At 71.1% G+C, this 26,286-nt stretch carries 26 protein-coding genes; 17 read left to right on the forward strand and 9 right to left on the reverse strand.

Going from position 1 to position 26,286, the window contains the following annotated elements; translation table 11 throughout:
• Positions 1 to 546 (forward strand): NUDIX hydrolase, encoded by a 546-nt coding sequence (locus tag ACFQ6S_RS34615; protein WP_383418602.1) that lies wholly within the window; start codon positions 1 to 3, stop codon positions 544 to 546.
• A gap of 14 nt (positions 547 to 560) precedes the next feature.
• Here the strand turns inward: ACFQ6S_RS34615 and ACFQ6S_RS34620 are convergent, their stop codons facing one another.
• Both ACFQ6S_RS34620 and ACFQ6S_RS34625 read right to left on the reverse strand, forming a co-directional pair.
• On the reverse strand, positions 561 to 818 hold the full coding sequence (locus ACFQ6S_RS34620) for a hypothetical protein (RefSeq protein WP_328882801.1): 258 nt from the start codon (positions 816 to 818) through the stop codon (positions 561 to 563).
• 224 nt (positions 819 to 1,042) lie between these two features.
• Positions 1,043 to 1,915: a 3-hydroxybutyryl-CoA dehydrogenase gene (locus ACFQ6S_RS34625; RefSeq protein WP_383418604.1), complete on the reverse strand. Its 873-nt coding sequence runs from the start codon at positions 1,913 to 1,915 to the stop codon at positions 1,043 to 1,045.
• A gap of 218 nt (positions 1,916 to 2,133) precedes the next feature.
• Between ACFQ6S_RS34625 and ACFQ6S_RS34630 the strand changes: the two genes are divergently transcribed.
• Positions 2,134 to 3,375, forward strand: a complete 1,242-nt coding sequence (locus tag ACFQ6S_RS34630) for a glycoside hydrolase family 10 protein (RefSeq protein ID WP_383418606.1) — start codon at positions 2,134 to 2,136, stop codon at positions 3,373 to 3,375.
• A gap of 7 nt (positions 3,376 to 3,382) precedes the next feature.
• Here the strand turns inward: ACFQ6S_RS34630 and ACFQ6S_RS34635 are convergent, their stop codons facing one another.
• Both ACFQ6S_RS34635 and ACFQ6S_RS34640 read right to left on the reverse strand, forming a co-directional pair.
• Complete coding sequence (locus ACFQ6S_RS34635) at positions 3,383 to 3,577, reverse strand: DUF1918 domain-containing protein (protein ID WP_383418608.1); 195 nt, start codon at positions 3,575 to 3,577, stop codon at positions 3,383 to 3,385.
• A 94-nt stretch (positions 3,578 to 3,671) separates the two neighbouring features.
• The gene (locus ACFQ6S_RS34640) at positions 3,672 to 4,586 is read right to left on the reverse strand and encodes a DMT family transporter (RefSeq protein ID WP_383418610.1); all 915 of its coding nucleotides are present in this window, start codon (positions 4,584 to 4,586) and stop codon (positions 3,672 to 3,674) included.
• Here ACFQ6S_RS34640 and ACFQ6S_RS34645 point away from each other — a divergent pair.
• From ACFQ6S_RS34645 to ACFQ6S_RS34655, 3 genes are all read left to right on the forward strand, one after another.
• The gene (locus ACFQ6S_RS34645; protein ID WP_383418612.1) at positions 4,585 to 6,075 is read left to right on the forward strand and encodes a PLP-dependent aminotransferase family protein; all 1,491 of its coding nucleotides are present in this window, start codon (positions 4,585 to 4,587) and stop codon (positions 6,073 to 6,075) included. The two genes, ACFQ6S_RS34640 and ACFQ6S_RS34645, sit on opposite strands and share 2 nt — an antisense overlap.
• Positions 6,072 to 6,521 carry a GNAT family N-acetyltransferase gene (locus tag ACFQ6S_RS34650; protein ID WP_383418614.1) on the forward strand — a complete coding sequence of 150 codons (450 nt, stop codon included), beginning with the start codon at positions 6,072 to 6,074 and terminating at the stop codon, positions 6,519 to 6,521. Before ACFQ6S_RS34645 ends, ACFQ6S_RS34650 begins: the two co-directional genes overlap by 4 nt.
• A gap of 112 nt (positions 6,522 to 6,633) precedes the next feature.
• Positions 6,634 to 7,227 carry a histidine phosphatase family protein gene (locus ACFQ6S_RS34655; protein WP_383418616.1) on the forward strand — a complete coding sequence of 198 codons (594 nt, stop codon included), beginning with the start codon at positions 6,634 to 6,636 and terminating at the stop codon, positions 7,225 to 7,227.
• Here ACFQ6S_RS34655 and ACFQ6S_RS34660 read toward each other — a convergent pair.
• Complete coding sequence (locus ACFQ6S_RS34660) at positions 7,209 to 7,652, reverse strand: DUF6314 family protein (RefSeq protein ID WP_383418618.1); 444 nt, start codon at positions 7,650 to 7,652, stop codon at positions 7,209 to 7,211. The two genes, ACFQ6S_RS34655 and ACFQ6S_RS34660, sit on opposite strands and share 19 nt — an antisense overlap.
• 135 nt (positions 7,653 to 7,787) lie before the next feature.
• On the opposite strand from ACFQ6S_RS34660, the gene ACFQ6S_RS34665 reads away from it, so the two are divergent.
• Positions 7,788 to 10,262, forward strand: coding sequence for an alpha-L-arabinofuranosidase C-terminal domain-containing protein (locus ACFQ6S_RS34665; protein ID WP_383418620.1), 2,475 nt, complete (start codon positions 7,788 to 7,790; stop codon positions 10,260 to 10,262).
• A gap of 49 nt (positions 10,263 to 10,311) precedes the next feature.
• Here the strand turns inward: ACFQ6S_RS34665 and ACFQ6S_RS34670 are convergent, their stop codons facing one another.
• Genes ACFQ6S_RS34670 through ACFQ6S_RS34680 form a run of 3 tightly spaced genes read right to left on the reverse strand, consistent with a single transcriptional unit; the run spans position 10,312 to position 12,300 of the window.
• The gene (locus ACFQ6S_RS34670; protein WP_383418622.1) at positions 10,312 to 11,022 is read right to left on the reverse strand and encodes a response regulator; all 711 of its coding nucleotides are present in this window, start codon (positions 11,020 to 11,022) and stop codon (positions 10,312 to 10,314) included.
• Positions 11,023 to 11,077: 55 nt separating this feature from the next.
• The gene (locus tag ACFQ6S_RS34675) at positions 11,078 to 11,800 is read right to left on the reverse strand and encodes a CBS domain-containing protein (RefSeq protein WP_383418624.1); all 723 of its coding nucleotides are present in this window, start codon (positions 11,798 to 11,800) and stop codon (positions 11,078 to 11,080) included.
• 35 nt (positions 11,801 to 11,835) lie between these two features.
• The gene (locus ACFQ6S_RS34680) at positions 11,836 to 12,300 is read right to left on the reverse strand and encodes a Crp/Fnr family transcriptional regulator (RefSeq protein WP_383418626.1); all 465 of its coding nucleotides are present in this window, start codon (positions 12,298 to 12,300) and stop codon (positions 11,836 to 11,838) included.
• A gap of 330 nt (positions 12,301 to 12,630) precedes the next feature.
• On the opposite strand from ACFQ6S_RS34680, the gene ACFQ6S_RS34685 reads away from it, so the two are divergent.
• From ACFQ6S_RS34685 to ACFQ6S_RS34700, 4 genes are all read left to right on the forward strand, one after another.
• Positions 12,631 to 13,548: a universal stress protein gene (locus ACFQ6S_RS34685; protein ID WP_383418628.1), complete on the forward strand. Its 918-nt coding sequence runs from the start codon at positions 12,631 to 12,633 to the stop codon at positions 13,546 to 13,548.
• Positions 13,549 to 13,566: 18 nt separating this feature from the next.
• Complete coding sequence (locus tag ACFQ6S_RS34690; protein WP_383418630.1) at positions 13,567 to 13,800, forward strand: hypothetical protein; 234 nt, start codon at positions 13,567 to 13,569, stop codon at positions 13,798 to 13,800.
• 104 nt (positions 13,801 to 13,904) lie between these two features.
• Positions 13,905 to 16,286: a phosphoketolase gene (locus ACFQ6S_RS34695; protein ID WP_383418632.1), complete on the forward strand. Its 2,382-nt coding sequence runs from the start codon at positions 13,905 to 13,907 to the stop codon at positions 16,284 to 16,286.
• Between the two features lie 264 nt (positions 16,287 to 16,550).
• Positions 16,551 to 17,621, forward strand: coding sequence for a zinc-dependent alcohol dehydrogenase family protein (locus ACFQ6S_RS34700; protein ID WP_383418634.1), 1,071 nt, complete (start codon positions 16,551 to 16,553; stop codon positions 17,619 to 17,621).
• A gap of 40 nt (positions 17,622 to 17,661) precedes the next feature.
• Here ACFQ6S_RS34700 and ACFQ6S_RS34705 read toward each other — a convergent pair whose 3' ends face one another.
• A complete protein-coding gene (locus ACFQ6S_RS34705) occupies positions 17,662 to 18,126 on the reverse strand; it encodes a pyridoxamine 5'-phosphate oxidase family protein (protein WP_383418636.1) in 465 nt (154 codons plus the stop codon).
• A 397-nt stretch (positions 18,127 to 18,523) separates the two neighbouring features.
• Here ACFQ6S_RS34705 and ACFQ6S_RS34710 point away from each other — a divergent pair, with 397 nt between their 5' ends.
• From ACFQ6S_RS34710 to ACFQ6S_RS34740, 7 genes are all read left to right on the forward strand, one after another.
• Positions 18,524 to 20,251, forward strand: coding sequence for a GAF domain-containing protein (locus ACFQ6S_RS34710; RefSeq protein ID WP_383418638.1), 1,728 nt, complete (start codon positions 18,524 to 18,526; stop codon positions 20,249 to 20,251).
• A 164-nt stretch (positions 20,252 to 20,415) separates the two neighbouring features.
• Positions 20,416 to 21,273: a universal stress protein gene (locus ACFQ6S_RS34715; protein ID WP_383418640.1), complete on the forward strand. Its 858-nt coding sequence runs from the start codon at positions 20,416 to 20,418 to the stop codon at positions 21,271 to 21,273.
• A gap of 127 nt (positions 21,274 to 21,400) precedes the next feature.
• Complete coding sequence (gene argC, locus ACFQ6S_RS34720) at positions 21,401 to 22,429, forward strand: N-acetyl-gamma-glutamyl-phosphate reductase (RefSeq protein WP_383418642.1); 1,029 nt, start codon at positions 21,401 to 21,403, stop codon at positions 22,427 to 22,429.
• Complete coding sequence (gene argJ / locus ACFQ6S_RS34725) at positions 22,426 to 23,577, forward strand: bifunctional glutamate N-acetyltransferase/amino-acid acetyltransferase ArgJ (RefSeq protein ID WP_383418644.1); 1,152 nt, start codon at positions 22,426 to 22,428, stop codon at positions 23,575 to 23,577. Before argC ends, argJ begins: the two co-directional genes overlap by 4 nt.
• Positions 23,574 to 24,488, forward strand: a complete 915-nt coding sequence (argB, locus tag ACFQ6S_RS34730) for an acetylglutamate kinase (protein ID WP_383418646.1) — start codon at positions 23,574 to 23,576, stop codon at positions 24,486 to 24,488. Before argJ ends, argB begins: the two co-directional genes overlap by 4 nt.
• Complete coding sequence (locus ACFQ6S_RS34735) at positions 24,485 to 25,681, forward strand: acetylornithine transaminase (RefSeq protein ID WP_383418648.1); 1,197 nt, start codon at positions 24,485 to 24,487, stop codon at positions 25,679 to 25,681. Before argB ends, ACFQ6S_RS34735 begins: the two co-directional genes overlap by 4 nt.
• Before the next feature lie 19 nt (positions 25,682 to 25,700).
• On the forward strand, positions 25,701 to 26,237 hold the full coding sequence (locus tag ACFQ6S_RS34740) for an arginine repressor (RefSeq protein WP_383418650.1): 537 nt from the start codon (positions 25,701 to 25,703) through the stop codon (positions 26,235 to 26,237).
• The last annotated feature ends 49 nt before the right edge of the window (positions 26,238 to 26,286 follow it).

Consider the following 26,286-nt stretch of genomic DNA (forward strand, 5'->3'; position numbering starts at 1 on the left):
GTGCAGTGGACGAAACAGAACGAACAAACTGTGTATGAAAACCGCTGGTTCACCGTCAACCTGGCAGATGTGGAGCTGCCCGACGGCCGGCACCTGGATCACTTCCTCATCCGGCTCCGGCCGGTCGCCGTGGCCACGGTGGTCAACGAGGCCAATGAAGTCCTCCTCCTGTGGCGCCATCGCTTCATCACCGACAGCTGGGGGTGGGAACTCGCTGCGGGCGTCGTCGAGGACGGCGAGGACATCGCCCGCGCGGCCGCCAGGGAGCTCGAGGAGGAGACCGGCTGGCGGCCGGGACCCCTGCACCACCTCATGAGCGTGGAGCCCTCCAACGGGCTCACCGACGCCCGGCACCACATCTACTGGTCCGACGAGGGCGAGTACATCGGTCACCCCGTGGACGACTTCGAGTCGGACCGCCGGGAATGGGTCCCGCTCAAGCTCGTTCCCGACATGGTCGCCCGTGGGGAGGTCCCGGCCGCCAACATGGCGGCCGCGTTACTGATGCTGCACCATCTCAGGCTGGGGCAGGACGTCTTGCCCTGATGAGACGTCCCTGATCAACGCCCCACCGCCTGCCAGATCGCCACGACGAGGGCACCCACGGCGGTGATGGCGGCGATCGCGGGCAGCGGCCAGCGCGCGTGTTCCAGTGTGTTGATCCGGGTGTTCAGCTCGTCCAGTTCCTTGGCGCTCTCCTCGGTGCGATGGGTGAGCAGAGCCAGCCCGCCCTCCACACGGGCGTAGGCGACGTCGAGGCGACGTCGTAACTCTGCGAGTTCTCCTTGTACGACGGGATGCTCGGGATCGGCGGTCACGAGTCCGCTCCTTTCCGTAGTCATCTCGAATCCCTGGCATGCGCAGGGAAAGTGAACTCGCCTGGTGGGCACCTGGGGAGAGTGTGCGAGGGGCATATGCGAGCCCGGGGCGCACACGGTGTGTGAATGACACGGGCCCGGCACCATCTCGGTGCCGGGCCCGTGTACTTGGCCGGAATCTGACCGACCGTAATCAGCCGCGGAGGCGTTCGACCGGGGAGTGATCAGCCATAGGTGTAGAAGCCGGAGCCCGTCTTGCGGCCCAGCCGGCCCGCGTCCACCATGCGCTGGAGCAGCGGGGGAGCGGCGTACAGCGGCTCCTTGAACTCGTCGTACATGCTCTGCGCCACCGAGGCGACCGTGTCCAGGCCGATGAGGTCGGACAGCTTCAGCGGGCCCATCGGGTGGGCGCAGCCGAGCTCCATGCCGTTGTCGATGTCCTCGCGGCTGGCGATGCCCGTCTCGAACATCCGGATCGCGGAGAGGAGGTAGGGGATCAGCAGCGCGTTCACGACGAACCCGGAGCGGTCCTGGGCGCGGATGGCGTGCTTGCCCAGCAGCTTCTCGGCGAAGCCCTCGGCGCGGGCGATCGTGCCCTCGGAGGTGGTGAGCGCCGGGATCAGCTCGACGAGCTTCTGCACCGGTGCCGGGTTGAAGAAGTGGATGCCGATGACCTGGTCGGGGCGCGAGGTGGCGACCGCCAGCTTCACCAGCGGGATCGAGGAGGTGTTGGAGGCCAGGATCGCGTCCGGCCGGGTCACGACCTGGTCGAGCACCTGGAAGATCTCGGTCTTCACCTGCTCGTTCTCGACGACGGCCTCGATCACCAGGTCACGGTCGGCGAACTCGCCGAGATCGGTGGTGAACGACAGCCGTGCCAGCGTCGCGTCCCGCTCCTCCTCGCTGATCTTGCCGCGCTCGGCGGCCTTGCCCAGGGAGTTGTACAGCCGGGTGCGGCCGATCTCCAGGGCCTCGCCGGTGGTCTCGGCGACCTTCACGTCCAGCCCGGCGCGGGCACACACCTCGGCGATGCCCGCTCCCATCTGGCCGCAGCCCACCACACCGACGCGTGCAATATCTCCGGAGATGCCGGTCACATCGACCCCTTCGCTGATCCACGACTGCGGCAGGTCCGCCGTTGTTCGACGCCTGCTCCAAACCTGCACGTTACCTTCGGCGAAGCTTGATCGATCGTTCGGGTGCCTCATGAAAGGCTGACGCCGGACCGGTCCGGTACGCGCGGATCTGTCCCCGGGTGAGGCCCTTGACCACGGCACACGGAGGTACGAAGACGATGCTGCACCGGAAGTCACGGATGTCGCGACGGGCGTTCTCGTTGACCGCCCTGTCGGCGATCGTGGCGGCGAGCGGGGCGATGGCGGCCGGTGCCGCCCCGGCCGGCGCGACGAACCGGAACCGGCGGTACGTGGAGCGCGAGATGCGCGGTGTGTGGGTGGCGACCGTGGCGAACCGGGACTGGCCGGCCAAGCCGGGACAGACCCCCGACGAGCAGCGCGCCCAGCTGATCGCCCACCTGGACACGGCCGTGAGCCGCGGGCTGAACACGGTGGTCCTCCAGGTGCGCCCCACCGCCGACGCCCTGTGGCCCTCGCCGTACGAGCCGTGGTCGCAGGTCCTCACCGGCACCCAGGGCCAGGACCCCGGCTGGGACCCGCTGGGCACGGCCGTCGAGGAGGCCCACGACCGCGGTCTTCAGCTGCACGCCTGGTTCAACCCGTACCGCATCGCCAACCACACGGACCTCGGCCGGCTGACCGAGACCCACCCCGCCCATGAGCATCCGGACTGGGTGGTGGCCTACGGCGGCAAGCTCTACTACAACCCAGGGCTGCCCGAGGTCCGTGCCTTCGTGCAGCGGGCGATGCTCGACGCGGTGGAGAAGTACCCGGTCGACGCGGTCCACTTCGACGACTACTTCTACCCCTACCCGGTGGCCGGCCAGAGCTTCGACGACGACCAGGCCTACGACACCCATGGCGGCGGCTTCGCGGTCCGGGCCGACTGGCGTCGCGACAACATCGACAAGCTGATCCTGGAGATGGCGGCCGGCATCAGGCGGATCAGGCCCGGAACGCAGTTCGGCATCAGCCCGTTCGGCGTGTGGCGCAACGCGGCCACCGACCCGCTCGGCTCCGACACCCGGGCCGGCGTCGAGACGTACGACGACCTGTACGCGGACACCCGCAAGTGGGTCCGCGAGGGATGGATCGACTACATCTGCCCGCAGCTGTACTGGCACATCGGCTTCGCCGCCGCCGACTACGCCAAGCTCCTGCCGTGGTGGGCCGAGGTCGCGCGGGGCAGCAGGACCAGCCTCTACCTCGGCGAGGCCCTCTACAAGGCCGGTGACTCCGCGCAGCCCGCCGCCTGGCAGGACCCGGCCGAGCTGTCCCGGCATCTCACACTGGCCGAGGACCACCCGGAGGCGCGCGGACACGTCTTCTTCGCCGCGAAGGACATGGCCGCCGACCGGATCGGGGCCATGGCGCGGGTGGTCGCCGACCACTACGGGCAGCCGGCGATTCCCCCGCGCTGAATCCGGGCTACCTCGTGGTGTTCGTGTGACGGATCTCGGTGTCGGGGCCGGGGGAGCACAGACCCTCGTGCCCGTCCTCGAAACGGACGCGGTACGGGGGGTTGCCCTCTTGGCCCAGGATCTCGACGATCTCGCCGACCTTGTCGTGTTGCCCGACCACCCTGCCGTGCTGAACAAGCTGGTCGCCCACGATTGCACGCATATGTCGGTCCTCCTCACCAGGTGCGGGAGCAGCGGTCCGTGGCCTTGAGTCTACGGCGTGGAGCGGCGGTTGGAAGTGGGTCGTCAGGGCCCGCTCAGCCACGCGCCCGCTGGGTCACGGCGATACACACGAGCACCGCCGCGGCCGTCAGCGGGGCGGCCACTGTCAGGTGCTCGCCCAGCAGCAGCACCGACCACACCAGTGTGAGCAGGGGCTGGGCCAACTGCAACTGGCTGGCCTTGGGGATGCCGATGGCCGCCATGCCCCGGTACCAGACGACCATGCCGACGAACTGCGAGCCCACCGCGACCCACAGCAGTCCGCTCACGCCGTGCCAGGTCAGGTCGACGGGTTCGTACGACAGCGCGACCGCGGCGGCCGGGAGGGTGAACGGCAGACACAGCACCAGTGCCCAGCCGATCACCTGCCAGCCCGGCATGACCCGGGCCAGCCGGCCGCCCTCGGTGTAGCCGGCCGCGCACACCAGCAGCGCGGCGAAGAGATACAGGTCGGCGGTGGTCAGGGCGCCGCCGCTCTGCTGCACGGTGAAGGCGACCACCGCGGCGGCGCCCGCGAGCGCCGCCGTCCAGAAGGTGCGGGAGGGGCGGGTGCCGACGCGCAGGGCGGAGAACAGGGCGGTCGTCAGGGGGAGCAGACCGACCACGACGGCCGCGTGCGCGGTGGTGGACGTCCGGAGCGCCAGCGTGGTGAGGAGGGGGAAGCCGACGACCACTCCGGCGACGACCACCGCGAGGCCCGTCCAGTGCCGGCGGGCGGGGAGCGGTACTCGAAGGGCGAGCAGGCAGCCGCCCGCGATCAGCGCGGCCAGCACACTGCGCACGGCGACCAGGGACCAGGGTCCGAAGCTCTCCAGACCCCAGGCGGTGGCGGGGAACGTGAGGGAGAAGGCCGCGACACCGAGGGCGGCCTGAAGCGTGCCGAACGAGCTCCCGGGCCGACTGCTGACCGCTATCCCGGTCGGGGCGATAGCGCTACTCTTGGTTCTCATGCAAGAGCGTAGCAGTGTGGCTGATCTGGTGGAACAGTTGCGAAGGGAGCTCGACCGCTACTCTCCCGGTGGAAAGCTCCCGTCGAGTCGGGCGCTCGTCGAGCGGTTCCGGGTGAGCCCGGTGACCGTGTCCCGCGCCCTCGCCCAGCTCGCCGCCGAGGGCCTGGTCGTGACCCGGCCCGGTGCCGGTGCCTTCCGCGCCCGGCCGCGCACTCCGGCAGCGGCGGCGGGGGACACCTCCTGGCAGGAGGTCGCCCTCAGCGCCGACAGCGCCGCCGACGTCGTACCGCGCACCGTGGACGCTTCAGGCGTCACCGTCTGTCTCGCCACGCCGCCGCCCGGAGTGATCGAATTCAACGGCGGTTATCCCCACCCCACACTCCAGCCCGAGAAGGCCATGGCCGCGGCGCTGTCCCGGGCCGGTCGCCGTCCCGGTGCCTGGGGCCGGCCGCCGCTGGAGGGACTGCCGGAACTGCGCGAGTGGTTCGCCCGCGAGATCGGCGGCACCGTCACCGCCGCCGGGGTGCTGATCGCGGCGGGCGGCCAGTCCGCGCTGACCACCGCGCTGCGCGCGCTCGCGCCGCCCGGCGCACCGGTGCTGGTCGAATCGCCCACCTACCCCGGCATGCTGGCCATCGCCCGCGCCGCCGGACTGCGCCCGGTGCCCGTACCGGTGGACACGGACGGAGTGAAACCGGCCCTGCTCGCCGACGCGTTCCGCGCCACCGGCGCCCGTGTCTTCGTGTGCCAGCCGCTCTTCCAGAACCCGACCGGCGCGGTCCTCGCCCCCGAACGCCGCCCGGAGGTGCTGCGCATCGCGCGCGAGGCCGGTGCCTTCGTCGTGGAGGACGACTACGTACGACGGCTGGTCCACGAGGACGCGGGTCCGCTGCCGCGTCCGCTCGCCGCCGACGACTCCGACGGCGTCGTCGTCCATGTCTCCTCGCTCACCAAGGCGACCTCGCCCAGCTTCCGGGTCGGCGCACTCGCCGCGCGCGGACCGGTGCTGGAACGGCTGCGCGCCATCCAGATCGTCGACACCTTCTTCGTGCCCCGCCCGCTGCAGGAGGCGGCCCTGGAACTCGTCGGCTCGCCCGCCTGGCCACGCCATCTGCGGGTCCTGTCCGCCGAGCTCAAGGTCCGCCGGGACGCCATGACCGCGGGCCTGCGGCTGCACCTGCCCGAACTCGCCCTCCCGAACATCCCGTCCGGCGGCTATCACCTGTGGCTGCGCCTGCCCGACGGCACCGACGAATACGCCCTGACATCGGCCGCCCTGCGCACGGGCGTCGCGCTGACGCCCGGCCGCCCGTACTTCAGCGCGGAGCCTCCGGCCGGGCACATGCGGCTGAGCTTCGCGGCCGTGGCCGGGGTGGGGGAGATCGCGGAGGGGGTAGGGCGGTTGCGGGCGGCCTGTGACGAGGTGCTCCAGCCCACCGGGAAATCCGCTCGACGTCGTCCGGCTGACCCTGCGAGCCTCGCCGTATGACCGACACCCCGCCTCTCGCCGAGGGCTACGAGATCTCCGCCGACTCCGACCGCATCGACCGCGAGCGGGTGCACCGGTGGCTGTCCACCGACGCGTACTGGGCGCTCGGGCGGGCGCGTGAGCAGCAGGACCGGGCGATCGAGGGGTCGCTGAACTTCGGGGTGTACGAGTCGGTTTCGGGGGAGCAGGTGGCGTATGCCCGGATCGTCACCGACCGGGCCACCTTCGCGTGGCTGTGTGACGTGTACGTCGATCCGTCGGTGCGCGGCAAGGGCATCGGGACGGCGCTCGTCGCGGCCGTACGGGAGCACCTGCGGCCGTACGGAGTGAAGCGGGTCCTGCTCGCCACGCACGACGCGCACGGGGTCTACGAGAAGCTCGGATTCGCGCCGCTGGAGAGGCCGGACCGGTGGATGGCGCTCTACTTGAATCTTCCAACTGCTTGATTTCGGCGACTTGTCCGCCTGATCCTGACCCCGCGGTAAGGATTCGTCAACCCTCGGTGACACCTGCACAACGCCTCTTGACCTGCGCACTTTCGCGACACACCATCGCCGCATGTCACTTCGGGTCACGTTCGTCGCCGCGGCGCGCAGCTCCTCGCTGCTCGCGGAGCGCTTCGAGGACGACCGGCCGCTGGACCAGGCCGGCTGGGACGAGGTGCAGCACGTCGCGCGCGACCTGCTGCCGCTGGCCGCGGCCGAGCTGCGCTACTGCTCGCCGACCCCGCGCAGCCGTGCGACCGGTGACGCCCTCGGCTACGCGCCGCTGGTGCAACTCGCGCTGCGCGACTGTGGCATGGGCCGCTGGCGCGGGCTCACGCTCGGCGAGGCGATGGCCCGTGAGCCGGAGGCGGTGGACGCCTGGCTGGCGGACCCGCGCGGCACACCGCACGGCGGCGAGTCGCTGATCGCGTTCATCTCCAGGGTCGGCGGCTGGCTCGACACCCGGCCCGTGGACGACGGCGGCCGTATCGTCGCCGTGGCCGAGCCGTCCGTGATCCGTGCCGCGCTCGTGTACGCGCTCAAGGCGCCGCCGTCGACGTACTGGAACATCGACGTACGTCCCCTGTCCGCGACCACCGTCACCGGTCACGCGGGACGCTGGAACCTCCGCTTCGACGGGGCGCCGATTCAGCACTCGCGGACGTAGCCGGTGGTGAGGACCAGGTCCTTGGCCGGGCCGCGCACCCGCCACACGCTCCGCCAGTGGTCCGCGTCGAGGACGGTGAACTCGCCCCGGTAGAGGTCGGCCGCGCAGGGGTGGTCGGCGACATGGTGCCCAGACGTCAGATCCAGGTCATGGAAGGGCCGGCCGTCGGAGAAGCGCACCGCCGCCTTTCCCGGTGAGCTCCCGGGCAGGAAGCGCAGCGTCCGCTCGGCGGGGCGCGGGACGCCCTGCCAGACGAACACACCGGACTCGTGATGCAGCAGTCCGCCGCCCTCCAGCGGATCGAAGGCCGTCGTGCCGGAGAACTCGCCCGTCTCCCCGCTCGCGAGATCCCGCACGGACCGCTCGGCCCGCCAGCTTCCGGCCAGATACCTCAGTGCATCCGGTACCGGCCAGAACTCGCCCATCCGTTCCACCGTCCCGACCCTTCCGACACTTTCGAAACCGCGCGACCCGTTGACGCTCCGGAATCCCCTCCCTATCTTGCCGTTCGAAGTGCTGATCATCGTCTGATATTTCGAACATCGAGCCGCGGAGTATCCATGTCACGCACGCGCTGGAGATACGGCGTAGCCGCCACCGCCTTCCTGATGGCAGCAGGCCTCATCCCCACCACCGCCCACGCCGAGGACGTCACCGACTACTCGATCACCGTCGACCCGGCCGCCCGGGGCGCGAAGATCGACGACACGATGTACGGCGTCTTCTTCGAGGACATCAACCGGGCCGCGGACGGCGGGCTGTACGCCGAGCTCGTGCAGAACCGGTCCTTCGAGTACTCCACCGCTGACAACGGCTCCTACACGCCGCTCACCTCCTGGACGGTCGACGGCACCGCGCAGGTCGTGAACGACTCCGGCCGCCTCAACGGGCGCAACCGCAACTACCTCTCCCTCGGCGCCGGTTCATCCGTCGTGAACGCCGGCTACAACACCGGCATCCGCGTCGAGCAGGGCAAGCGCTACGACTTCTCGGTATGGGCCCGCGCCGCCGGCGGCACCACGCTGAGCGTCGCCCTCAAGGACACCGCCGGCGCGCTGGCGACCGCCCGCCAGGTGGCCGTCAAGGACGGCTGGGCCCAGTACAGGGCCACGTTCACCGCGACCCGCACCAGCAACCGCGGGCGTCTCGCCGTCGCCGCCGAAGACGCGGCGGCCCTCGACATGGTGTCGCTGTTCCCGCGCGACACCTACAAGAACCAGCCGAACGGCCTGCGCAAGGACCTCGCCGAGAAGATCGCCGCCCTGCACCCGGGCTTCGTCCGCTTCCCCGGCGGCTGCCTGGTCAACACCGGCTCCATGGAGGACTACAGCGAGGCCTCGGGCTGGCAGCGCAAGCGCTCCTACCAGTGGAAGGACACCGTCGGCCCGGTCGAGGAGCGCGCCACCAACGCCAACTTCTGGGGCTACAACCAGAGTTACGGCCTCGGCTACTACGAGTACTTCCGCCTCTCCGAGGACATCGGCGCCATGCCGCTGCCCGTCGTCCCGGCCCTGGTGACCGGCTGCGGCCAGAACAAGGCCGTCGACGACGAGGCGCTGCTGAAGCGGCACATCCAGGACACCCTCGACCTCATCGAGTTCGCAGGCGGCCCGGCGACCTCGAAGTGGGGCAAGGTGCGCGCTGAGATGGGCCACCCCAAGCCGTTCCGCCTCACGCACATCGAGGTCGGCAACGAGGAGAACCTCCCGAACGAGTTCTTCGACCGCTTCAAGCGGTTCCGTGCCGCCATCGAGGCGAAGCACCCGGACATCACCGTCGTCTCCAACTCCGGCCCGGACGACAGCGGCACGACCTTCGACACCGCCTGGAAGCTGAACCGCGAGGCGAACGTCGACATGGTCGACGAGCACTACTACAACAGCCCCAACTGGTTCCTGCAGAACAACGACCGCTACGACTCCTACGACAGGAGCGGCCCGAAGGTCTTCCTCGGTGAGTACGCCTCCCAGGGCAACGCCTGGAAGAACGGCCTCTCCGAAGCCGCGTTCATGACCGGCCTGGAGCGCAACGCGGACGTCGTCAAGCTCGCCTCGTACGCGCCCCTGCTCGCCAACGAGGACTACATCCAGTGGCGGCCGGACCTGGTCTGGTTCAACAACCGCGCCTCCTGGAACTCGACGAACTACGAGGTCCAGAAGCTGTTCATGAACAACGTCGGCGACCGGGTCGTCCCGTCGAAGGCCACGACCACGCCGGACGTCAGCGGCCCGATCACCGGTGCCGTCGGCCTGTCGACATGGGCGACCAGTGCCGCGTACGACGACGTGTCGGTCACGGCGGCGGACGGCTCGACGCTGCTGAGCGACGACTTCTCCGGTGACGCCTCGAAGTGGACGCACCCGGGCGGCGGCAGCTGGAGCGTCCAGGACGGCCAGTACGTCCAGACCGACGCCGCCGCCGAGAACACCATGGTCCAGGCCGGCGACCCGTCCTGGCACGACTACGACCTGCATGTGAAGGCCACCAAGAAGTCCGGTAAGGAGGGCTTCCTCGTCGCGTTCGGCGTCAAGGACACCGGCAACTACTACTGGTGGAACCTGGGCGGCTGGAACAACACCCAGTCCGCGATCGAGCAGGCCGTGGACGGCGGCAAGGGCACGCTGATGACCAAGGCCGGGTCGATCGAGACGGGCCGCGCCTACGACATCGACATCAAGGTGCGCGGCCGCCAGGTGACCCTGTACCTGGACGGCGAGGAGTGGGGCGGCTTCACCGACGACAAGCCGGCCGAGCCCTTCCGCCAGGTCGTCACGCGCGATGCCGCGAGCGGCGACCTGATCGTCAAGGTCGTCAACGCCCGGGCCACGGCGGCCCGAACCGCCATCGACCTGGGCGGCGCCAAGGTCGCCTCCAGGGCCCGGGTCACCACCCTGGCCGCCGACCAGGACGCGGTGAACACCGAGACGGACGCGCCGGTCACCCCGGCGACGTCGACCTTCTCGGGGGTGGCCGGCAAGTTCACGTACACCTTCCCGGCGAACTCCGTGACCTTCCTGCGGATCAAGCAGAGGTAGCTCCCCGACGGTCCCCGGCGGCGGCTCACCGCCGGGGACCGTGCGGTGCTCACCTCGTGGGACGGTCTCCGGCGTCCGGCTGCTCCAGATGGGAGGCCAGCACCGCGGCCTGGACCCGGCGCTGGACCCCCAGTTTGGCCAGCAGCCGGGAGATGTGGTTCTTGATGGTCTTCTCCGACAGGTAGAGCCGCTTGCCGATCTCGCGATTGGTCAGGCCCTCGCCGATCAGGGCGAGGATGTCCCGCTCCCGGGGAGACAGGCTTTCGAGCTCGGGCGGGACGGCCGGCGGGCCGTCGGAGTCGGCCGGGTCGGCGCGCAGCGAGCGCATCAGACGGGCCGTGGTCGCGGGGTCGAGCATGGACTGGCCCGAGGCGACGGTACGCACCGCCGAGACCAGGTCCGAGCCCCTGATCTGCTTGAGGACATAGCCCGAGGCCCCGGCCATGATCGCGTCGAGCAGCGCGTCCTCGTCGTCGAACGACGTCAGCATCAGACAGGCCAGCTCCGGCATCTGGCTGCGCAGCTCGCGGCAGACCGAGATGCCGTCGCCGTCCGGGAGGCGTACGTCGAGCACGGCGACATGCGGACGCAGGGCGGGACCGCGGACGAGGGCGTGCTCGGCGGTGTCCGCGTCGCCGACCACCGAGATGTCCGGTTCGGCGTCGAGCAGGTCGGTCAGGCCGCGTCGTACGACTTCGTGGTCGTCCAGCAGGAACACCCGGATCGGATGCTCCTGGGTGAAGGTGCCTGTCTCGGTCATGACGACCCCTTGTTCCCGGTGGCTCAGGTCCGTGGACCACGGACCGTCCGTCCGATCATTGCTCGCCCGGTCCGCGATCACCAGGGCCGACCGGCCCCACTCGGCCCGCGGAGAGGTCCACCCGGCCCGGGGAACGGTGGCCGTCCAGCGCGAAGTCGACGTCCACGACGCCCTCCACGGCACGCGCCAGCCGCGCGGCCACGGGAATCAGAGACCTGTCCCGGACCCGCCCGGCGAGCGTGACGACCCCGTCGTGCACCTGGACCCGGATCGCCGAGTCCGGCCCCGGGAAGAGCTGGGTCACGACCTCGCGGCGCACCTCCTCGGCGATCTCGTCGTCGCCGCGCTGGAAGACCTTGAGCAGGTCGGCCCTGCTGACGATGCCCGCCAGCGCGCCCCGGTCGTCGACCACCGGCAGCCGCTTGACCCTGGCGTGGGCCATGGCGCGGGCGGCCCGGGCAAGCGTCACGTCGGGGCGGGTGGTGAGCGCGGGGGAGGTCATCAGGTCCTCCGCGGTGAGCCCGCCCGCCTTCGCCAGGTCGCAGCGGCGACGGAGCTGGGTGTACCGGTCGGGGTCGCTGTCGCGGAACTCCTCCTTGGGTAGCAGGTCGGCCTCGGAGACGACGCCGACGACGCGGCCCTCGCCGTCGAGGACGGGCAGCGCGCTGACCTTCCGGTCCCGCATCAGCCGCACGATCTCCTTGAAGGCGGCGTGGCCTGCGACGGCGGCGACCGTGCGGGTCATGACATCACCGACGATGTGCGGGGTGCCGTACATGGTGGCTCCTTCCTCGCCACGGCTCGCGCGCGTCTTCAGAGGGGGCTGCCGGCGCCGTAGGGCGCGTACAGGTCCAGCAGCCGGGTCCGGGCGCACCGCAGGCGGTGGGCGAGCACCTCACCGACCCACAGGGTGACGGCGCGGCTCAGGGCCGGGTCGTCCTGGCACAACGACCGCACGGCCGTGGCATCGAACTCGTACGCCCGCACCGGGGTCGTCGCCTCGGCGCCCAGGTGCCAGACGTGCGGGGAGAACAGCCAGGACCAGCCGACGAGTTCGTTGTGCCGGAGGCCCTCGATGACGGCCGCCCGACGGCCGGGTACGCGCATGTCGAGCTCGATCGTGCCGGTCCGGATGATCCAGAAGCGGTCGGCCTTGCCGCCCTCCTCGAACAGGCGCGTCCCTTCGGCGAAGGACACCTCGCGGGCCACGGGCATGAGCCGTTGCCGGTGCTCGCTGGGCAGGGCCCGCAGCGTGCTGGGCGCGGGTGTGGTGATCATGGCGTGCCTCCCGACGGGGGTACCGGTGCTTCCAAGGCCAGCGTGTGCCGACCGTGGGCAGCGGCCCAGGGGCCGTTCGGTCCCTGCGTCGCGCCACACGGCTCCGACGACGAGACCTTCGGCACCCGGCGACGACATCGCGGCCGGTTCAGGCCGGTGCGGCGGCTCCGGTACCCCAACGGGCCATGCGGACAGGGCCGTTCAGCCCTATGACCGCAGACCTTCGGCATCCTGCGGACACCGCCCGACGGGGCCAGAGTGAGCAGCGGCGGACACCCACCGGGTCCAGGGCGAAGCCCGCACAGGGCCCACCGAGTCAGGAGGGGAATCATGATCCGCACCATCACCCTCGGCGTCACCGCCGGCCTCGACGGCTCGCGTGAGAGCCGTGCGGCGGCCGAGTGGGCGGCCCGCGAAGCCGAGTTGCTCGGATTGCCCCTGAAGCTGGTCCACGTGGACGAGCCGTCACCGGCGCCCCTGGCGCAGGCACCGCTGCTCGGCGCCGAGACCCTGCAGTACTGGACCGAGCGGGTCCCCCGCGAGGCGGCCGAGGGCATCCGACTGCGCCACCCCGGCCTGGACGTGAAAATCGAGCAGCTGTCCGGCCGGCCCGCCGAAGCTCTGGCCGACGAGGCGAAGGACGCCGAGCTGCTGGTCCTCGGCTCCCGTGGGCTGAGCGGGATCGGCGGTTTCATGGTCGGCTCGGTCGGACTCGCGGTCGTGGCGCGCGCCGAGCGGCCGGTCGTCCTGGTCCGGGCCGGCGAGCAGGCCGCCGACGAGCACGAGCCGGACCCCGCCGGCATCCCGTCCGCCGCGACCGCCTTCCGGCCCGTCGTCCTCGGCCTCGACATCGAGAACCCGGACGAGGCGCTGATCGACTTCGCGTTCGCCGCAGCCTCCCGCCGCCGTACCTCGCTGCGAGTGGTGCACGCCTGGGACGTGCCCCCGTACTACGCGTACGGCCTGTCCGTGGACCTGGAGCTCCACGAGTCCCTGGCACGGGCCGAGAACACCGCCCTGACCGAGGTCCTGAGCCCGTGGCGCACGAAGTACCCGGACCTCGAGGTCACGGCCGAATCCCCTTACGGCAGCCCCGGCAGCCACCTCGTCGACGCCTCCCGCACGGCCTCCCTGGTGGTCGTCGGCCGCCGAGTCCGCCGGGGCCCGGTCGGCGCGCACGTCGGCCCCGTCACCCACGCCGTCCTCCATCACTGCGCCGCCCCGGTCGCCGTGGTCCCACACGACTGACGGAACGCACCCGGATGCATGAGCGACCGGCGATGGAGGTACTGGGAAGAGGCGCTGTACGACGCCTCCGCCGAACGGCACGGAGCGGGTCGCACCCGGAACGCGCTGGTGGGCGGCTCGCGTGAGGGCCACCGCAGGGTCGTCCGGGCAGGCGCCGGCGCCGGCACCCCGAGCTCCGGCCGGCGCGGGTGGTCCACGGGGTACCGGACCACCCTGGTCCGCCCGGTCGCCGTGGTGCCCGAGCGGCGGTAAGCGTGTGAGCAGCGACGCCCTGCGCGGCATTGCCATCGCGTTGTCGCCGGTCAGCCCAGTTCCACCGCCCGATGACCTGAATCGACGCCTCCCGGAGTCTTCCCATGTCCAAGGCCGAACACCGCGACGCCACCGTTCTCCACGACGACGAACTGCGCACCCTGGACGCCCATTGGCGTGCCGCCAACTACCTCGCCGCCGGACAGATCTATCTGATGTCGAACCCGCTGCTGACCGAGCCGCTGAGGACCGAGCACATCAAGCCGCGGCTGCTCGGCCACTGGGGCACCTCACCGGGCCTGAACCTCGTCTACACCCACCTCAACCGGGTCATCAAGGCGCGCGGGCTCGACACGCTGTGCGTCTGGGGCCCGGGACACGGCGGTCCGTCGGTGCTCGCCGGCTCCTGGCTGGACGGCAGCTACAGCGAGATCTACCCGGACGTGTCGCGCGACGCGCAGGGCATGGAGCGGCTGTTTAGGCAGTTCTCCTTCCCGGGCGGGGTGCCGAGCCATGTGGCGCCGGAGGTTCCGGGGTCCATCCATGAGGGCGGCGAGCTCGGCTATTCCCTCGCCCACGCCTACGGCGCCGCGTTCGACCACCCGGACCTGCTCGTCGCCTGCGTCATCGGCGACGGCGAGGCGGAGACCGGTCCGCTGGCCGCATCCTGGCACTCCAACAAGTTCCTCGACCCGGTCCACGACGGCGCCGTCCTGCCGATCCTGCACCTCAACGGCTACAAGATCGCCAACCCGACCGTGCTGTCCCGTCTGCCCGAGACCGAACTCGACCAGCTCCTGCGCGGATACGGCCACGAACCGCTCCATGTCGCCGGGGAGGACCCCGTCGCCGTCCACCACGCCCTGGCCCACGCCTTCGACGAGGCACTCGACCGCATCGCCCGGATGCAGCGGTCCGCCCGCGAGGACGACGCCGGCGAGCGCGTCCATTGGCCGATGATCGTCCTGCGCACACCGAAGGGCTGGACCGGCCCGACCGAGGTCGACGGCCTGCAGGTGGAAGGAACCTGGCGCTCCCATCAGGTCCCGCTCGCCGGCGTACGGGAAAACCCGGAGCACCTGCGGCAGTTGGAGGCGTGGCTGCGCTCGTACCGGCCCGAAGAGCTCTTCCACCCGGACGGCCGGCCCGTGGCCGACGTGGTCGCCTGCGTGCCCGAGGGCGCCCGGCGTCTAGGGGCCACCCCGTACGCCAACGGCGGTCTGCTCGTGCGCGACCTGCCCGTCCGGTCCCTGGAAACCTTCGCCGTACCCGTCGAGAAGCCGGGCTCGACCCTGCACGAGCCGACCCGGATCCTCGGGGAGCTGCTGGAACAGGTCATGAAGGACACCGGTGCCCGCCGGGACTTCCGGCTCGTCGGCCCCGACGAGACCGCCTCCAACCGGCTCCAGGCCGTCTTCGACGCCAGCGGCAAGGCCTGGCAGGCGGAAACCCTTCCGGTCGACGAGCACCTGGACCGGCACGGCCGGGTGATGGAGATCCTCTCCGAACACCTCTGCCAGGGCTGGCTGGAGGGCTATCTCCTGACCGGCCGGCACGGGCTCTTCTCCTGCTACGAGGCGTTCGTGCACATCGTCGACTCGATGGTCAACCAGCACATCAAGTGGCTGAAGACGTCCAGGCAACTGCCGTGGCGCGCCCCCATCGCCTCCCTCAACTACCTGCTCACCTCGCACGTGTGGCGGCAGGACCACAACGGCTTCTCCCACCAGGACCCCGGCTTCGTCGACCACGTCCTCAACAAGAGCCCCGAAGTCGTACGGGTGTACCGGCCGCCGGACGCCAACACGCTGCTCTCCGTCGCCGACCACGCCCTGCGCAGCCGGGACTACGTCAATGTGATCGTGGCCGGCAAACAGCCCTGCTTCGACTGGCTGTCCATGGACGCCGCGCGCGCCCACTGCGCACGCGGAGCCGGCATCTGGGACTGGGCCGGCACGGAGAACGGCGGCGAACCGGACGTCGTCCTCGCCTGCGCCGGCGATGTGCCCACCCAGGAGATCCTGGCCGCCGCCCAGCTGCTGCGCCGCCACCTGCCGGAGCTGGCGGTCCGCGTGGTCAACGTCGTCGACATGACCCGGCTGCTGCCGCGCGAGGACCATCCGCACGGCATGACCGAGTTCGAGTACGACGGCCTGTTCACGCTGGACAAGCCGGTGATCTTCGCCTACCACGGCTACCCGTGGCTGATCCACCGCCTCGCCTACAGCCGCACCGGCCACCAGAACCTGCATGTGCGCGGCTACCGGGAGTCCGGCAGCACGACCACGCCGTTCGACATGGTCGTCCGCAACGACCTCGACCGATACCGCCTCGTCATGGACGTCATCGACCGCGTCCCGGGCCTGGCGGTGCGCGCCGCCGCCGTACGGCAGTCGATGGCCGACGCCCGCACCCGCCACCACGCATGGATCCGCGAGCACGGCACGGACCTCCCCGAGGTCGCCGACTGGGCCTGGAACGCCTGAACACTCGCTCCCGCGCGGAGTTCCACGACCACCTCCCAGGAGGGGACCGGTGCCGCCGATCACCGGTCCCCTCCCCCTTTCCGGGAGGGCCGGCCGCGCGGGCCCGAGCGGCCGGCCCTCCCGGCCCATGCGTTCCTCGCGCGTCCGGGCCAACCTGGAGGTGCGGGGCAATTCCGGCGCAGGCGGCGCCAGGTTCGTACCGGTCGCCGAAACCTCACCGCCGGACCCGGGCTCCGCAGCACATCGAGTGGGGTGAGGAGCGTCATGAAGGGCTATGTGTTCCACGGCGCCGGAGAGTCCGCCTGGGAAGAGGTCCCGGACCCGGCCATCAAGGAGCCCACCGACGCGGTCGTGCGCGTCGGCGCCGTCACCATCTGCGGCACGGACCTGCACATCCTCAAGGGCGACGTGCCCGAGGTACGCCCCGGCACCGTCCTCGGCCACGAGGCGGTCGGCGAGATCGTCGAGGTCGGCAGCGACGTCCGGACCGTGCGGCCGGGGGACCGGGTACTGGTCTCCTGCATCACCGCGTGCGGGCGCTGCGACTACTGCCGCAGGGGGACGTACGGCCAGTGCCGGGGCGGGGGCGGCTGGATTCTCGGCCATCTGATCGACGGCACCCAGGCCGAGTACGTCCGGGTGCCCTACGCCGACCTGTCCGTGCACCCGCTGCCGGGCGCCATGGACAGCGCGGACGCCGTCCTGCTGGCGGACATCTTCCCGACCTCCTACGAGGTGGGCGTGCTCAACGGGCGGGTGCGGCCCGGAGACACCGTCGTCGTGGTCGGCGCCGGTCCCATCGGGCTGGCGGCCGTCGCCACGGCGCGACTGTTCTCCCCCGAGCGGATCGTCGCCGTCGACCTGGTTCCGGACCGGCTGGAGGCCGCCCGGCACCTCGGGGCCGACGCGGTGGCCGAGGCCGGAGAGACCCCGGAAGAACTGGTCGCCGACCTCACCGACGGGCTCGGCGCGGACGTCGTCGTCGAGGCGGTCGGGGTGCCGGAGAGCTTCGAGCTGTGCACCCGCATGGTCCGGCCCGGGGGGCACCTCGCGAATGTCGGCGTGCACGGCGCCCCCGCGACACTGCACCTGGAAGACCTCTGGATCAGGAACATCACCATCACCACCGGCCTGGTCGACACCTACTCCACCCCCACCCTGCTGCGGATGACGGCCGCAGGCCGCCTGCCCACCTCGCAGCTGGTCACCCACACCTTCCCGATGGACCGCATGCAGGAGGCGTACGACGTCTTCGCCCACGCCGCCGACACCGGAGCCCTCAAGGTCGTCCTCGGCGGGGAGCAGCACGAACTCGTCGCCGTGGACGCGGCCTGACGACGCGCCTCAACAGCCCCGACTGCCGCCCCGGCGTGGTTCAGACCCCGCTCGGGCGGCCGCCCGTGGTGAGCAGGATGCCGGTGACCAGGTCGGGCCGGATGCGGATCGCCTGGTCCATGGCCTGCTCCACCCACGGCTCCACCAACGTCCGGCAATGGGCCAGGTCATCGGGATCGGTCACCAGCCGGGCGTATCCGGTCACCACCACACTCCAGCCGAGATGCGTCCGCGGGTCGATCGCGTCGGCCTCGTAGGCGACCACCACACCCGGGTCGTCGGCCCGCTGGGTGTGCGAGGTCAGGGCGGCGCCCTCGTGGGTGCGGATGACGATGTCCCCGCCGTCCAGGGCGTGGTTGACGGGCCGCACGGTCGGCAGGGCGTGCCGGGTGAACACGATCCTCCCCAGCGAGACGCTGCCCAGCAGCCGCAGCGCCGTGGAGCCGTCGAGCTCGATGCGGTGGCGGGGTTCCGCGGGGGCCGGCCGGCCGTCGTCGTGGACCATGAGGGGCTTCCGTCGGGGTGTGTCGCTCTTCGGTGGGTCTGCGTATGGCACGGAGCGACACCGCGGGGGATCGGTGCCGCTCCTGCCTCCACTGTCTCCCCGTCCACGCACCGTGCCAAGGGCCGATGGGCCCCGATGCGGGTCCGGACGGCCCGGACGTTCGGTATGCGATGGGCTCGGAGGCGGTCGCGACAGTGTCGTCTCCCCAGCGTCGAACGCGGGACGGCGGGCCGGTAGATGCCGTCCGTCCTCCCGGCAGGCCGAACGGCCCGCACGACCGCCGGAGCACGTGCCCCGGCGGGTCCGATTTCGTACCGTCGGGTGTGACGGGCCGGTAGCGTGACCCATGTCCGGAGCGGCTGGTGCGAGACCGCCCACGGGACCGGAGGAGACGCAGGTGGGAAGCGCCGAGGAGCCTCGGGAAGCCCGCGTACGGCTGCCGCAGCTGAGGCTGGACGAGCTGCTGGAGGAACTCCAGGCCCGGCTGGACGCGGCCCGCGGGACGCGCGACCGGGTGCACAGCCTGTTGGAGGCGGTGCTGTCCGTCGGCCGGGAGCTGGACCTGGAGCAGGCGCTGCACAGCATCGTCGAGGCCGCCGCGGTGCTGGTCGACGCCGAGTACGCGGCCCTGGGAGTGATCGGGCCGGACGGCAGGCGACTGTCCGCGTTCCACACCGTCGGGGTCGGCGAGGACCAGATCATCAGGATCGGTCACTTTCCGGAAGGACACGGCATCCTCGGCGAGCTCATCCGCCACCCTGAGCCGCTGCGCCTGGCGAAGATCTCCGAGCACCCGGCCTCGTACGGCTTCCCGCCGAACCACCCGCCGATGAACACCTTCCTCGGCGTTCCCATCCGGGTGCGCGATCAGGTCTTCGGCAATCTGTATCTGACCGAGAAACGGGGCGGGGCGCAGTTCGACGAGGAGGACGAGTCCGTCCTGTCGACCCTGGCCGTGGCGGCGGGCGTCGCCATCGACAACGCCCGCCTCTACGAGGAGTCCCGGCAACGGGAGCGCTGGCTGCGGGCCAACGCGGAGATCACCCACACCCTGATGTCCGGCGGCGACCGCGGTGAGGTCCTCGGGCTGATCGCCGACCGGGCCCGGGAGATCACGGGTGCGACGCTCGCCCTGGTCGCGATGCCGATGCAGGACACCGACTCGCTCAGCGTGGAGCTGGCCATCGGGCCCGAGGCGCAGACGCTGCGCGGACTGGTGCTGCCCCTCGACGGAAGCCTCATCGGCGAGGCCTTCTCCACGGTCGCCCCGGTCACCAGCCCGGACGTCTCCCACGACGCACGCGTCCCGGCCGGGCCCCCGCGCTTCGCCGGCCTCGGCCCCGCCGTCGCCGTCCCCGTCGGAACGGGAGAGGGCGGCGTACGCGGCGTCGTCCTGCTGATCCGCGGCGCGGGGCAGACGGTCTTCACCGGCAAGGAGATCGAGCCGCTGCTCGGCTTCGCGGCGCAGGCCGCCGTCGCGATGGAGCTCGCGGAACGCCGGCAGGACGCCGAGGAGGTCGCCGTTCTCAAGGACCGCGACCGCATCGCCCGCGACCTGCACGACCTCGCCATCCAGCGGCTGTTCGCCACCGGGATGACCCTGCAGAGCGCGGGCCGCTTCATCGAACACCCCGAGGCCGCCGAACGCGTGGTGCGGGCGGTGGACGACCTGGACGAGACCATCAAGATCATCAGGTCGACGATCTTCGGCCTGCGTTCCCGCGAGGGCACCGGCGGGTCCGGGCTGCGGGCGCGGGTGGTGCGGATCGTGGGGGAGGCCGCACCGGTGCTGGGCTTCGCGCCCAGCGTGCGGATGGAGGGTCTGGTGGACACGCGGGTGCCGCGCGAGATCGCCGACCATGTGGTCGCCGTGCTCTCCGAGGCGCTCACCAACATCGCCCGCCACGCCCACGCCGACCGCGCCGACGTCGCCCTCACGGCCGACTCCCATCAGATCCGCCTGACGGTCATCGACAACGGGGTCGGGATCCCGGCCGACGGCCGCCGCAGCGGGCTGCGCAACATGGCGGAGCGGGCCCGGCAGTCGGGCGGCGAGCTGGAGCTGAGCAGGCCGGCCGAGGGCGGCACCAGCCTGGTGTGGTGGGTACCGGTGCCGACCCAGTAGCGCCTCACGCGGGCGGGGCCGACCGGGCCGAATGCGGAAGGCATGGGCCGATCGTCCCCCGCACCTGCCCGTTCGCCCCTCGTGACGGACCCCCGACGGGTGCGACCGTGAGATCGGAGCCCCGGCCGTCCGGCAGGGCGGCCCGACAGAAGGCGGTGAGGGTGATGACACTCCCCCTGGTCGTGGGCGTCGACGGATCGGACGCGAGCCTTGCGGCCGTCGACTGGGCCGTGGACGAGGCCGCACGCGGCGGTCTTCCGCTGCGGCTGGTGTACGCCTCCCTGTGGGAGCGCTACGAGGGGGCCGTACCGACCGACGGATCGCAGCGTCCCGCCGAGCGCGTACTCGCCGAGCACATCGTCGCCTCGGCGGCCGAGCGCGCCGTACGGCGGAACCCCGGTGTGAAGGTGACCACCGCCGTCCGCCCCGAGGATCCGGTGGACGCCCTGCTGCACGAGGGCAACAACGCCTTCGCCCTGGTGACGGGGGAGCGGGGCCGCGGTGAGCTGAAGGGATTGCTGCTCGGATCGGTCGGACTGGGCGTGGCCGCGCGTGCGCACTGCCCGGTGATCGTGGTCCGGGGCGACGAGACGGGCCTGGTCGGCATGCACGAGCGGATCCTGTTCGGCGCGGGAGATCCGGGCACCGGCGACCGTGCCGTGCGCTTCGCCCTGCGCGAGGCCGAGACACGCGGGTGTGCGCTCGACGTCGTACGCGCCTGGCGCTGGTCCCCGCATGAGGGCACGGACCATCCGGCGCGCGAGCAGGAGGAGCGGGCGACGGCTCAGCTCGACGAACTGCTGCACGAGGCCGTGGCCGCATACCCGGGCGCCTTGGTACGCCGGATGGCCGTCGAGGGCCCGCCCCGCCGGATCCTCGTGGACCGCTCGGCAGCCGCCGACCTCGTGATCATCGGGGCGCGCCGGCGGCACGGCCACTTCGGCCTCCAACTCGGCCTCGTGGGCCACACGCTGCTGCACCACGCGCACTGCCCGGTCGCGGTGGTTCCGCAGCTGGCGTGAAGCGTCGTTCTGGCACACCATCGATCCTCGGCACAGCGTCGACCGGTCCGGTCTCCGCGGCCGATTGAATCCGATTGCATAAACCTGCGGCGAAACGTATAGTCATGCCGTCTAGGAGGAGGATCCCATGGCGGTACGTGCGGCAGTGGCCGGAGCGAGCGGATACGCGGGCGGGGAACTGCTGCGTCTGCTCCTGGCGCACCCCGAGGTCGAGATAGGAGCGCTGACCGGCAACTCGAACGCGGGGCAGCCGCTCGGTGCGCTGCAACCGCATCTGCCGCCCCTCGCCGACCGCGTGCTCCAGGAGACCACGGCCGACGTGCTGGCCGGGCACGATGTCGTCTTCCTCGCCCTGCCGCACGGTCAGTCCGCCGCCGTCGCCGAGCAGCTCGGCCCGCAGCCGCTGGTCGTCGACATGGGCGCCGACTTCCGGCTGAAGGACGCGGGCGACTGGGAGACGTTCTACGGCTCCCCGCACGCCGGCACCTGGCCCTACGGCCTTCCCGAACTTCCGGGTGGCCGCGCCGCGCTGGAGGGGTCCAAGCGCATCGCGGTACCCGGTTGCTACCCGACCGCCGTCTCGCTCGCCCTCTTTCCGGCCTACGCCGCCGGTCTCGCCGAGCCCGAGGCCGTGATCGTCGCCGCCTCCGGCACGTCCGGCGCGGGCAAGGCGCCCAAGCCGCATCTGCTGGGCAGCGAGGTCATGGGCTCCATGACGCCGTACGGCGTCGGCGGCGGCCACCGGCACACGCCCGAGATGATCCAGAACCTCAGCGCGGCCGCGGGCGAGCGGGTCTCCGTCTCCTTCACGCCGACCCTCGCGCCGATGCCGCGCGGCATCCTCGCCACCTGCACCGCGTCCGCGAAGCCGGGCGTGACCGGCGAGTCCGTCCGCGCCGCCTACGAGAAGGCCTTCGCCGACGAGCCCTTCGTCCACCTCCTGCCCGAGGGGCAGTGGCCCGCCACGGCGTCCGTCTACGGTTCGAACGCAGTTCAGATCCAGGTCGCTTTCGACGCCGCCGCGAACCGCATCATCGCGATCAGCGCCATCGACAACCTCACCAAGGGCACGGCCGGCGGCGCTGTCCAGAGCATGAACATCGCCCTCGGGTTCCACGAGAACACCGGGCTTTCCACGATCGGAGTCGCACCGTGAGTGTCACGGCAGCCAAAGGGTTCACGGCGGCGGGCATCGCCGCCGGGATCAAGGAGAACGGCAACCCGGACCTGGCCCTCGTGGTCAACACCGGGCCCCGCCGGTCCGCCGCGGGCGTCTTCACCTCCAACCGCGTCAAGGCCGCCCCGGTGCTGTGGTCCGAGCAGGTCCTGACCAGCGGCCAGGTCTCCGCGGTCGTCCTCAACTCCGGCGGCGCCAACGCCTGTACCGGACCGAAGGGCTTCCAGGACACCCACGCCACGGCCGAGAAGGTCGCCGAGGTCCTCGGCCGGGGCGCCATCGAGGTCGCCGTCTGCTCGACCGGCCTGATCGGCGTCCTGCTGCCCATGGACAAGCTGCTCCCCGGCGTCGAGACCGCCGCGGACCAGCTCTCCGAGCACGGCGGTGAGAAGGCCGCCATCGCCATCAAGACCACCGACACCGTCCACAAGACGTCCGTCGTGACCAAGGACGGCTGGACTGTCGGCGGCATGGCCAAGGGCGCCGGAATGCTCGCCCCCGGCCTCGCCACCATGCTGGTCGTCCTCACCACCGACGCCGCTCTCGACGGCGACGTCCTGGACAAGGCCCTGCGGGCGGCGACGCGCACCACCTTCGACCGGGTGGACTCGGACGGGTGCATGTCCACCAACGACACGGTTCTGCTGCTCGCCTCGGGCTCCTCCGAAATCACCCCGGGGTACGAGGAGTTCGCCGAAGCCGTACGGCAGGTCTGCGACGACCTCGGCCAGCAGCTGATCCGGGACGCCGAGGGCGCCAGCAAGGACATCAAGGTCGAGGTGATCAACGCCGCGACCGAGGACGACGCCGTCGAGGTGGGCCGCTCCATCGCCCGCAACAACCTCCTCAAGTGCGCCATCCACGGCGAGGACCCCAACTGGGGCCGCGTCCTCTCGGCGATCGGCACCACCTCCGCCGCCTTCGAGCCCGACCGGCTCAACGTCGCCATCAACGGCGTCTGGGTGTGCAAGAACGGCGGCGTCGGCGAGGACCGCGAGAAGGTCGACATGCGCTATCGCGAGGTGCATGTCGTCGCCGACCTCGCCGCCGGGTCCGAGACCGCCACCATCTGGACCAACGACCTCACCGCCGACTACGTACACGAGAACAGCGCCTACTCCTCATGAGCAACGCACCCGCGCGGAAGCACACCGCGCTCCCCAAGGCCCAGATCCTCATCGAGGCGCTGCCCTGGCTGGTCCGGCACAACGGCAAGACCGTCGTCATCAAGTTCGGCGGCAACGCCATGATCGACGAGGACCTGAAAGCCGCGTTCGCCCAGGACGTCGTGTTCCTGCACCACGCCGGCCTCAAGCCGGTCGTCGTGCACGGCGGCGGCCCGCAGATCAGCGCCGCCCTCGACAGGCACGGCATCGTCAGCGAGTTCAAGGCGGGCCTGCGCGTCACCACCGAGGACGCCATGGACGTCGTTCGCATGGTGCTCGCCGGACAGGTGCAGCGCGAGCTGGTCGGCCTGCTCAACCAGCACGGCCCGCTCGCCGTCGGCCTGACCGGCGAGGACGCGCACACCATCACCGCCACCCGGCACCAGCCCGAGATCGACGGGGAGCTGGTGGACATCGGACGGGTCGGCGAGATCACCGACATCGACACGGGCGCGATCGAGGCACTGCTGGCCGACGGCCGGATCCCGGTCGTCTCGTCGATCGCCCGTAGCCAGGACGACCACCATGTCTACAACGTCAATGCTGATACGGCGGCTGCGGCACTCGCTGCTGCTCTGGGCGCCGAAACCCTCATGGTCCTCACGGACGTCGAGGGCCTCTACGAGGACTGGCCCAACTCCGACGAGGTGATCAGCCGCCTCACCGCTTCCCAACTGGAGAAGTTGCTGCCGGAGTTGAGCTCCGGCATGGTGCCGAAGATGGAGGGCTGCCTGCACGCGGTCCGGGGCGGCGTGACCACCGCCCGCGTCATCGACGGCCGGGTCCAGCACTCGATCCTGCTGGAGATCTTCACCGACGAAGGAATCGGCACGATGGTCGTGCCGGACGCGCCTGAGGGGGACGCCGAATGACCGGGACCGCGACAAACGCAGAGTACGGCCAGCGGTGGCAGGGCTCGCTCATGAACAACTACGGCACCCCGCGGCTCCCTCTCGTGCGCGGCGAGGGCCTGAAGGTCTGGGACGCCGACGGCAAGCAGTACCTCGACTTCGTCGGCGGCATCGCGACCAACGCGCTGGGCCACGCCCACCCGGCGATCGTCGACGCCGTGAGCAAGCAGATCGCGTCCCTCGGCCACATCTCCAACTTCTTCATGGCCGAGCCCACCCTGGCCCTCGCCGAACGGCTGCTCCAGCTCTTCGGCCGGGACGGCAAGGTCTTCTTCTGCAACTCCGGCGCCGAGGCCAACGAGGCCGCGTTCAAGATCGGCCGACTGACCGGGCGGACCCACATGGTCGCCACCGACGGCGGCTTCCACGGCCGCACCATGGGCGCCCTCGCGCTCACCGGCCAGCCCGCCAAGCAGGACCCGTTCCGGCCGCTGCCGGCCGACGTCACGCATGTGCCGTACGGCGACGCGCAGGCGCTGGCCGCGGCGGTGACGGAGGAGACGGCTCTGGTGATCATCGAGCCGATCCAGGGCGAGAACGGGGTCGTGGTCCCGCCGTCCGGCTACCTCAAGGCGGCTCGGGCGATCACCGCGGCCACCGGGGCGCTGCTGGTGCTGGACGAGGTGCAGACCGGCATCGGCCGGACCGGGCCCTGGTTCGCCTACCAGGCGAGCGAGGGCGTCCTGCCGGACGTCGTCACCCTCGCCAAGCAGCTCGGCGGCGGACTGCCGCTCGGCGCGACGGTCGCTTTCGGGCGGGCGGCGGAGCTGCTGCAGCCCGGTCAGCACGGGACTACCTTCGGCGGGAACCCGGTCGCGTGTGCCGCGGGGCTCGCCGTGCTGGACACCATCGCGAGCGAGGGGTTGCTGGAGAACGTCAAGCGGCAGAGCGAGAAGTTGCGCGACGGAATCGACGCACTTGGCCACCCGTTGATCGATTATGTCCGGGGCGCGGGCCTGCTCCTGGGTATCGTGCTCACCGAGCCGCTCGCCGCCAAGGCGCAGCAGGCGGCTCAGGACGCCGGTTTCCTGGTGAACGCGCCCGCCCCCGATGTCGTACGGCTCATGCCGCCGCTGAACCTCGCGGACGATGAAGTGGAGGCGCTTCTCCGGGCGCTGCCCGGCATCCTTGACGTGGCCAACGGGGACGGATGATCCGGGGAATGAGACGACGATGAGTCAGGCGCAGGACCACGGGCACAACGGGGCTGCCGTGCCGCAGACCCGCACCGCACGCCACCGCCGGATCGTGGACATCCTCAACCGGCAGCCGGTGCGCTCGCAGAGCCAGTTGGCGAAGCTGCTCGCCGACGACGGGCTGAGCGTCACTCAGGCGACGCTCTCCCGGGATCTGGACGAGCTCAACGCGGTGAAGATCCGCAACAACGACGGTGACCTGATCTACGCGGTGCCGAGCGAGGGCGGGTTCCGTACGCCGCGCGCGCCGCTGGGGGAGTCGGCGAAGGAAGAGCGGATGCGGCGGTTGTCGCAGGAGCTGCTGATCTCCGCGGAGGCTTCGGCCAACCTTGTGGTCCTGCGTACCCCTCCGGGGGCTGCGCAGTTCTTGGCCTCGGCGATTGATCAGGCTGAGCTGCAGGACATCTTGGGGACCATTGCCGGGGACGACACGTTGCTGTTGATCAGCCGGAATCCTACGGGTGGGCAGGCTTTGGCCGATCATCTGTTGCGGTTGGCCCAGAACGGGCACTGAGTGGGGTGGTGGCGGGTTGGTCGCCGAGTGCGGGTGAGTCGTGGCTGGT

The organism is Streptomyces sp. NPDC056479, from assembly GCF_042795335.1.
Lineage (GTDB): Bacteria > Actinomycetota > Actinomycetes > Streptomycetales > Streptomycetaceae > Streptomyces.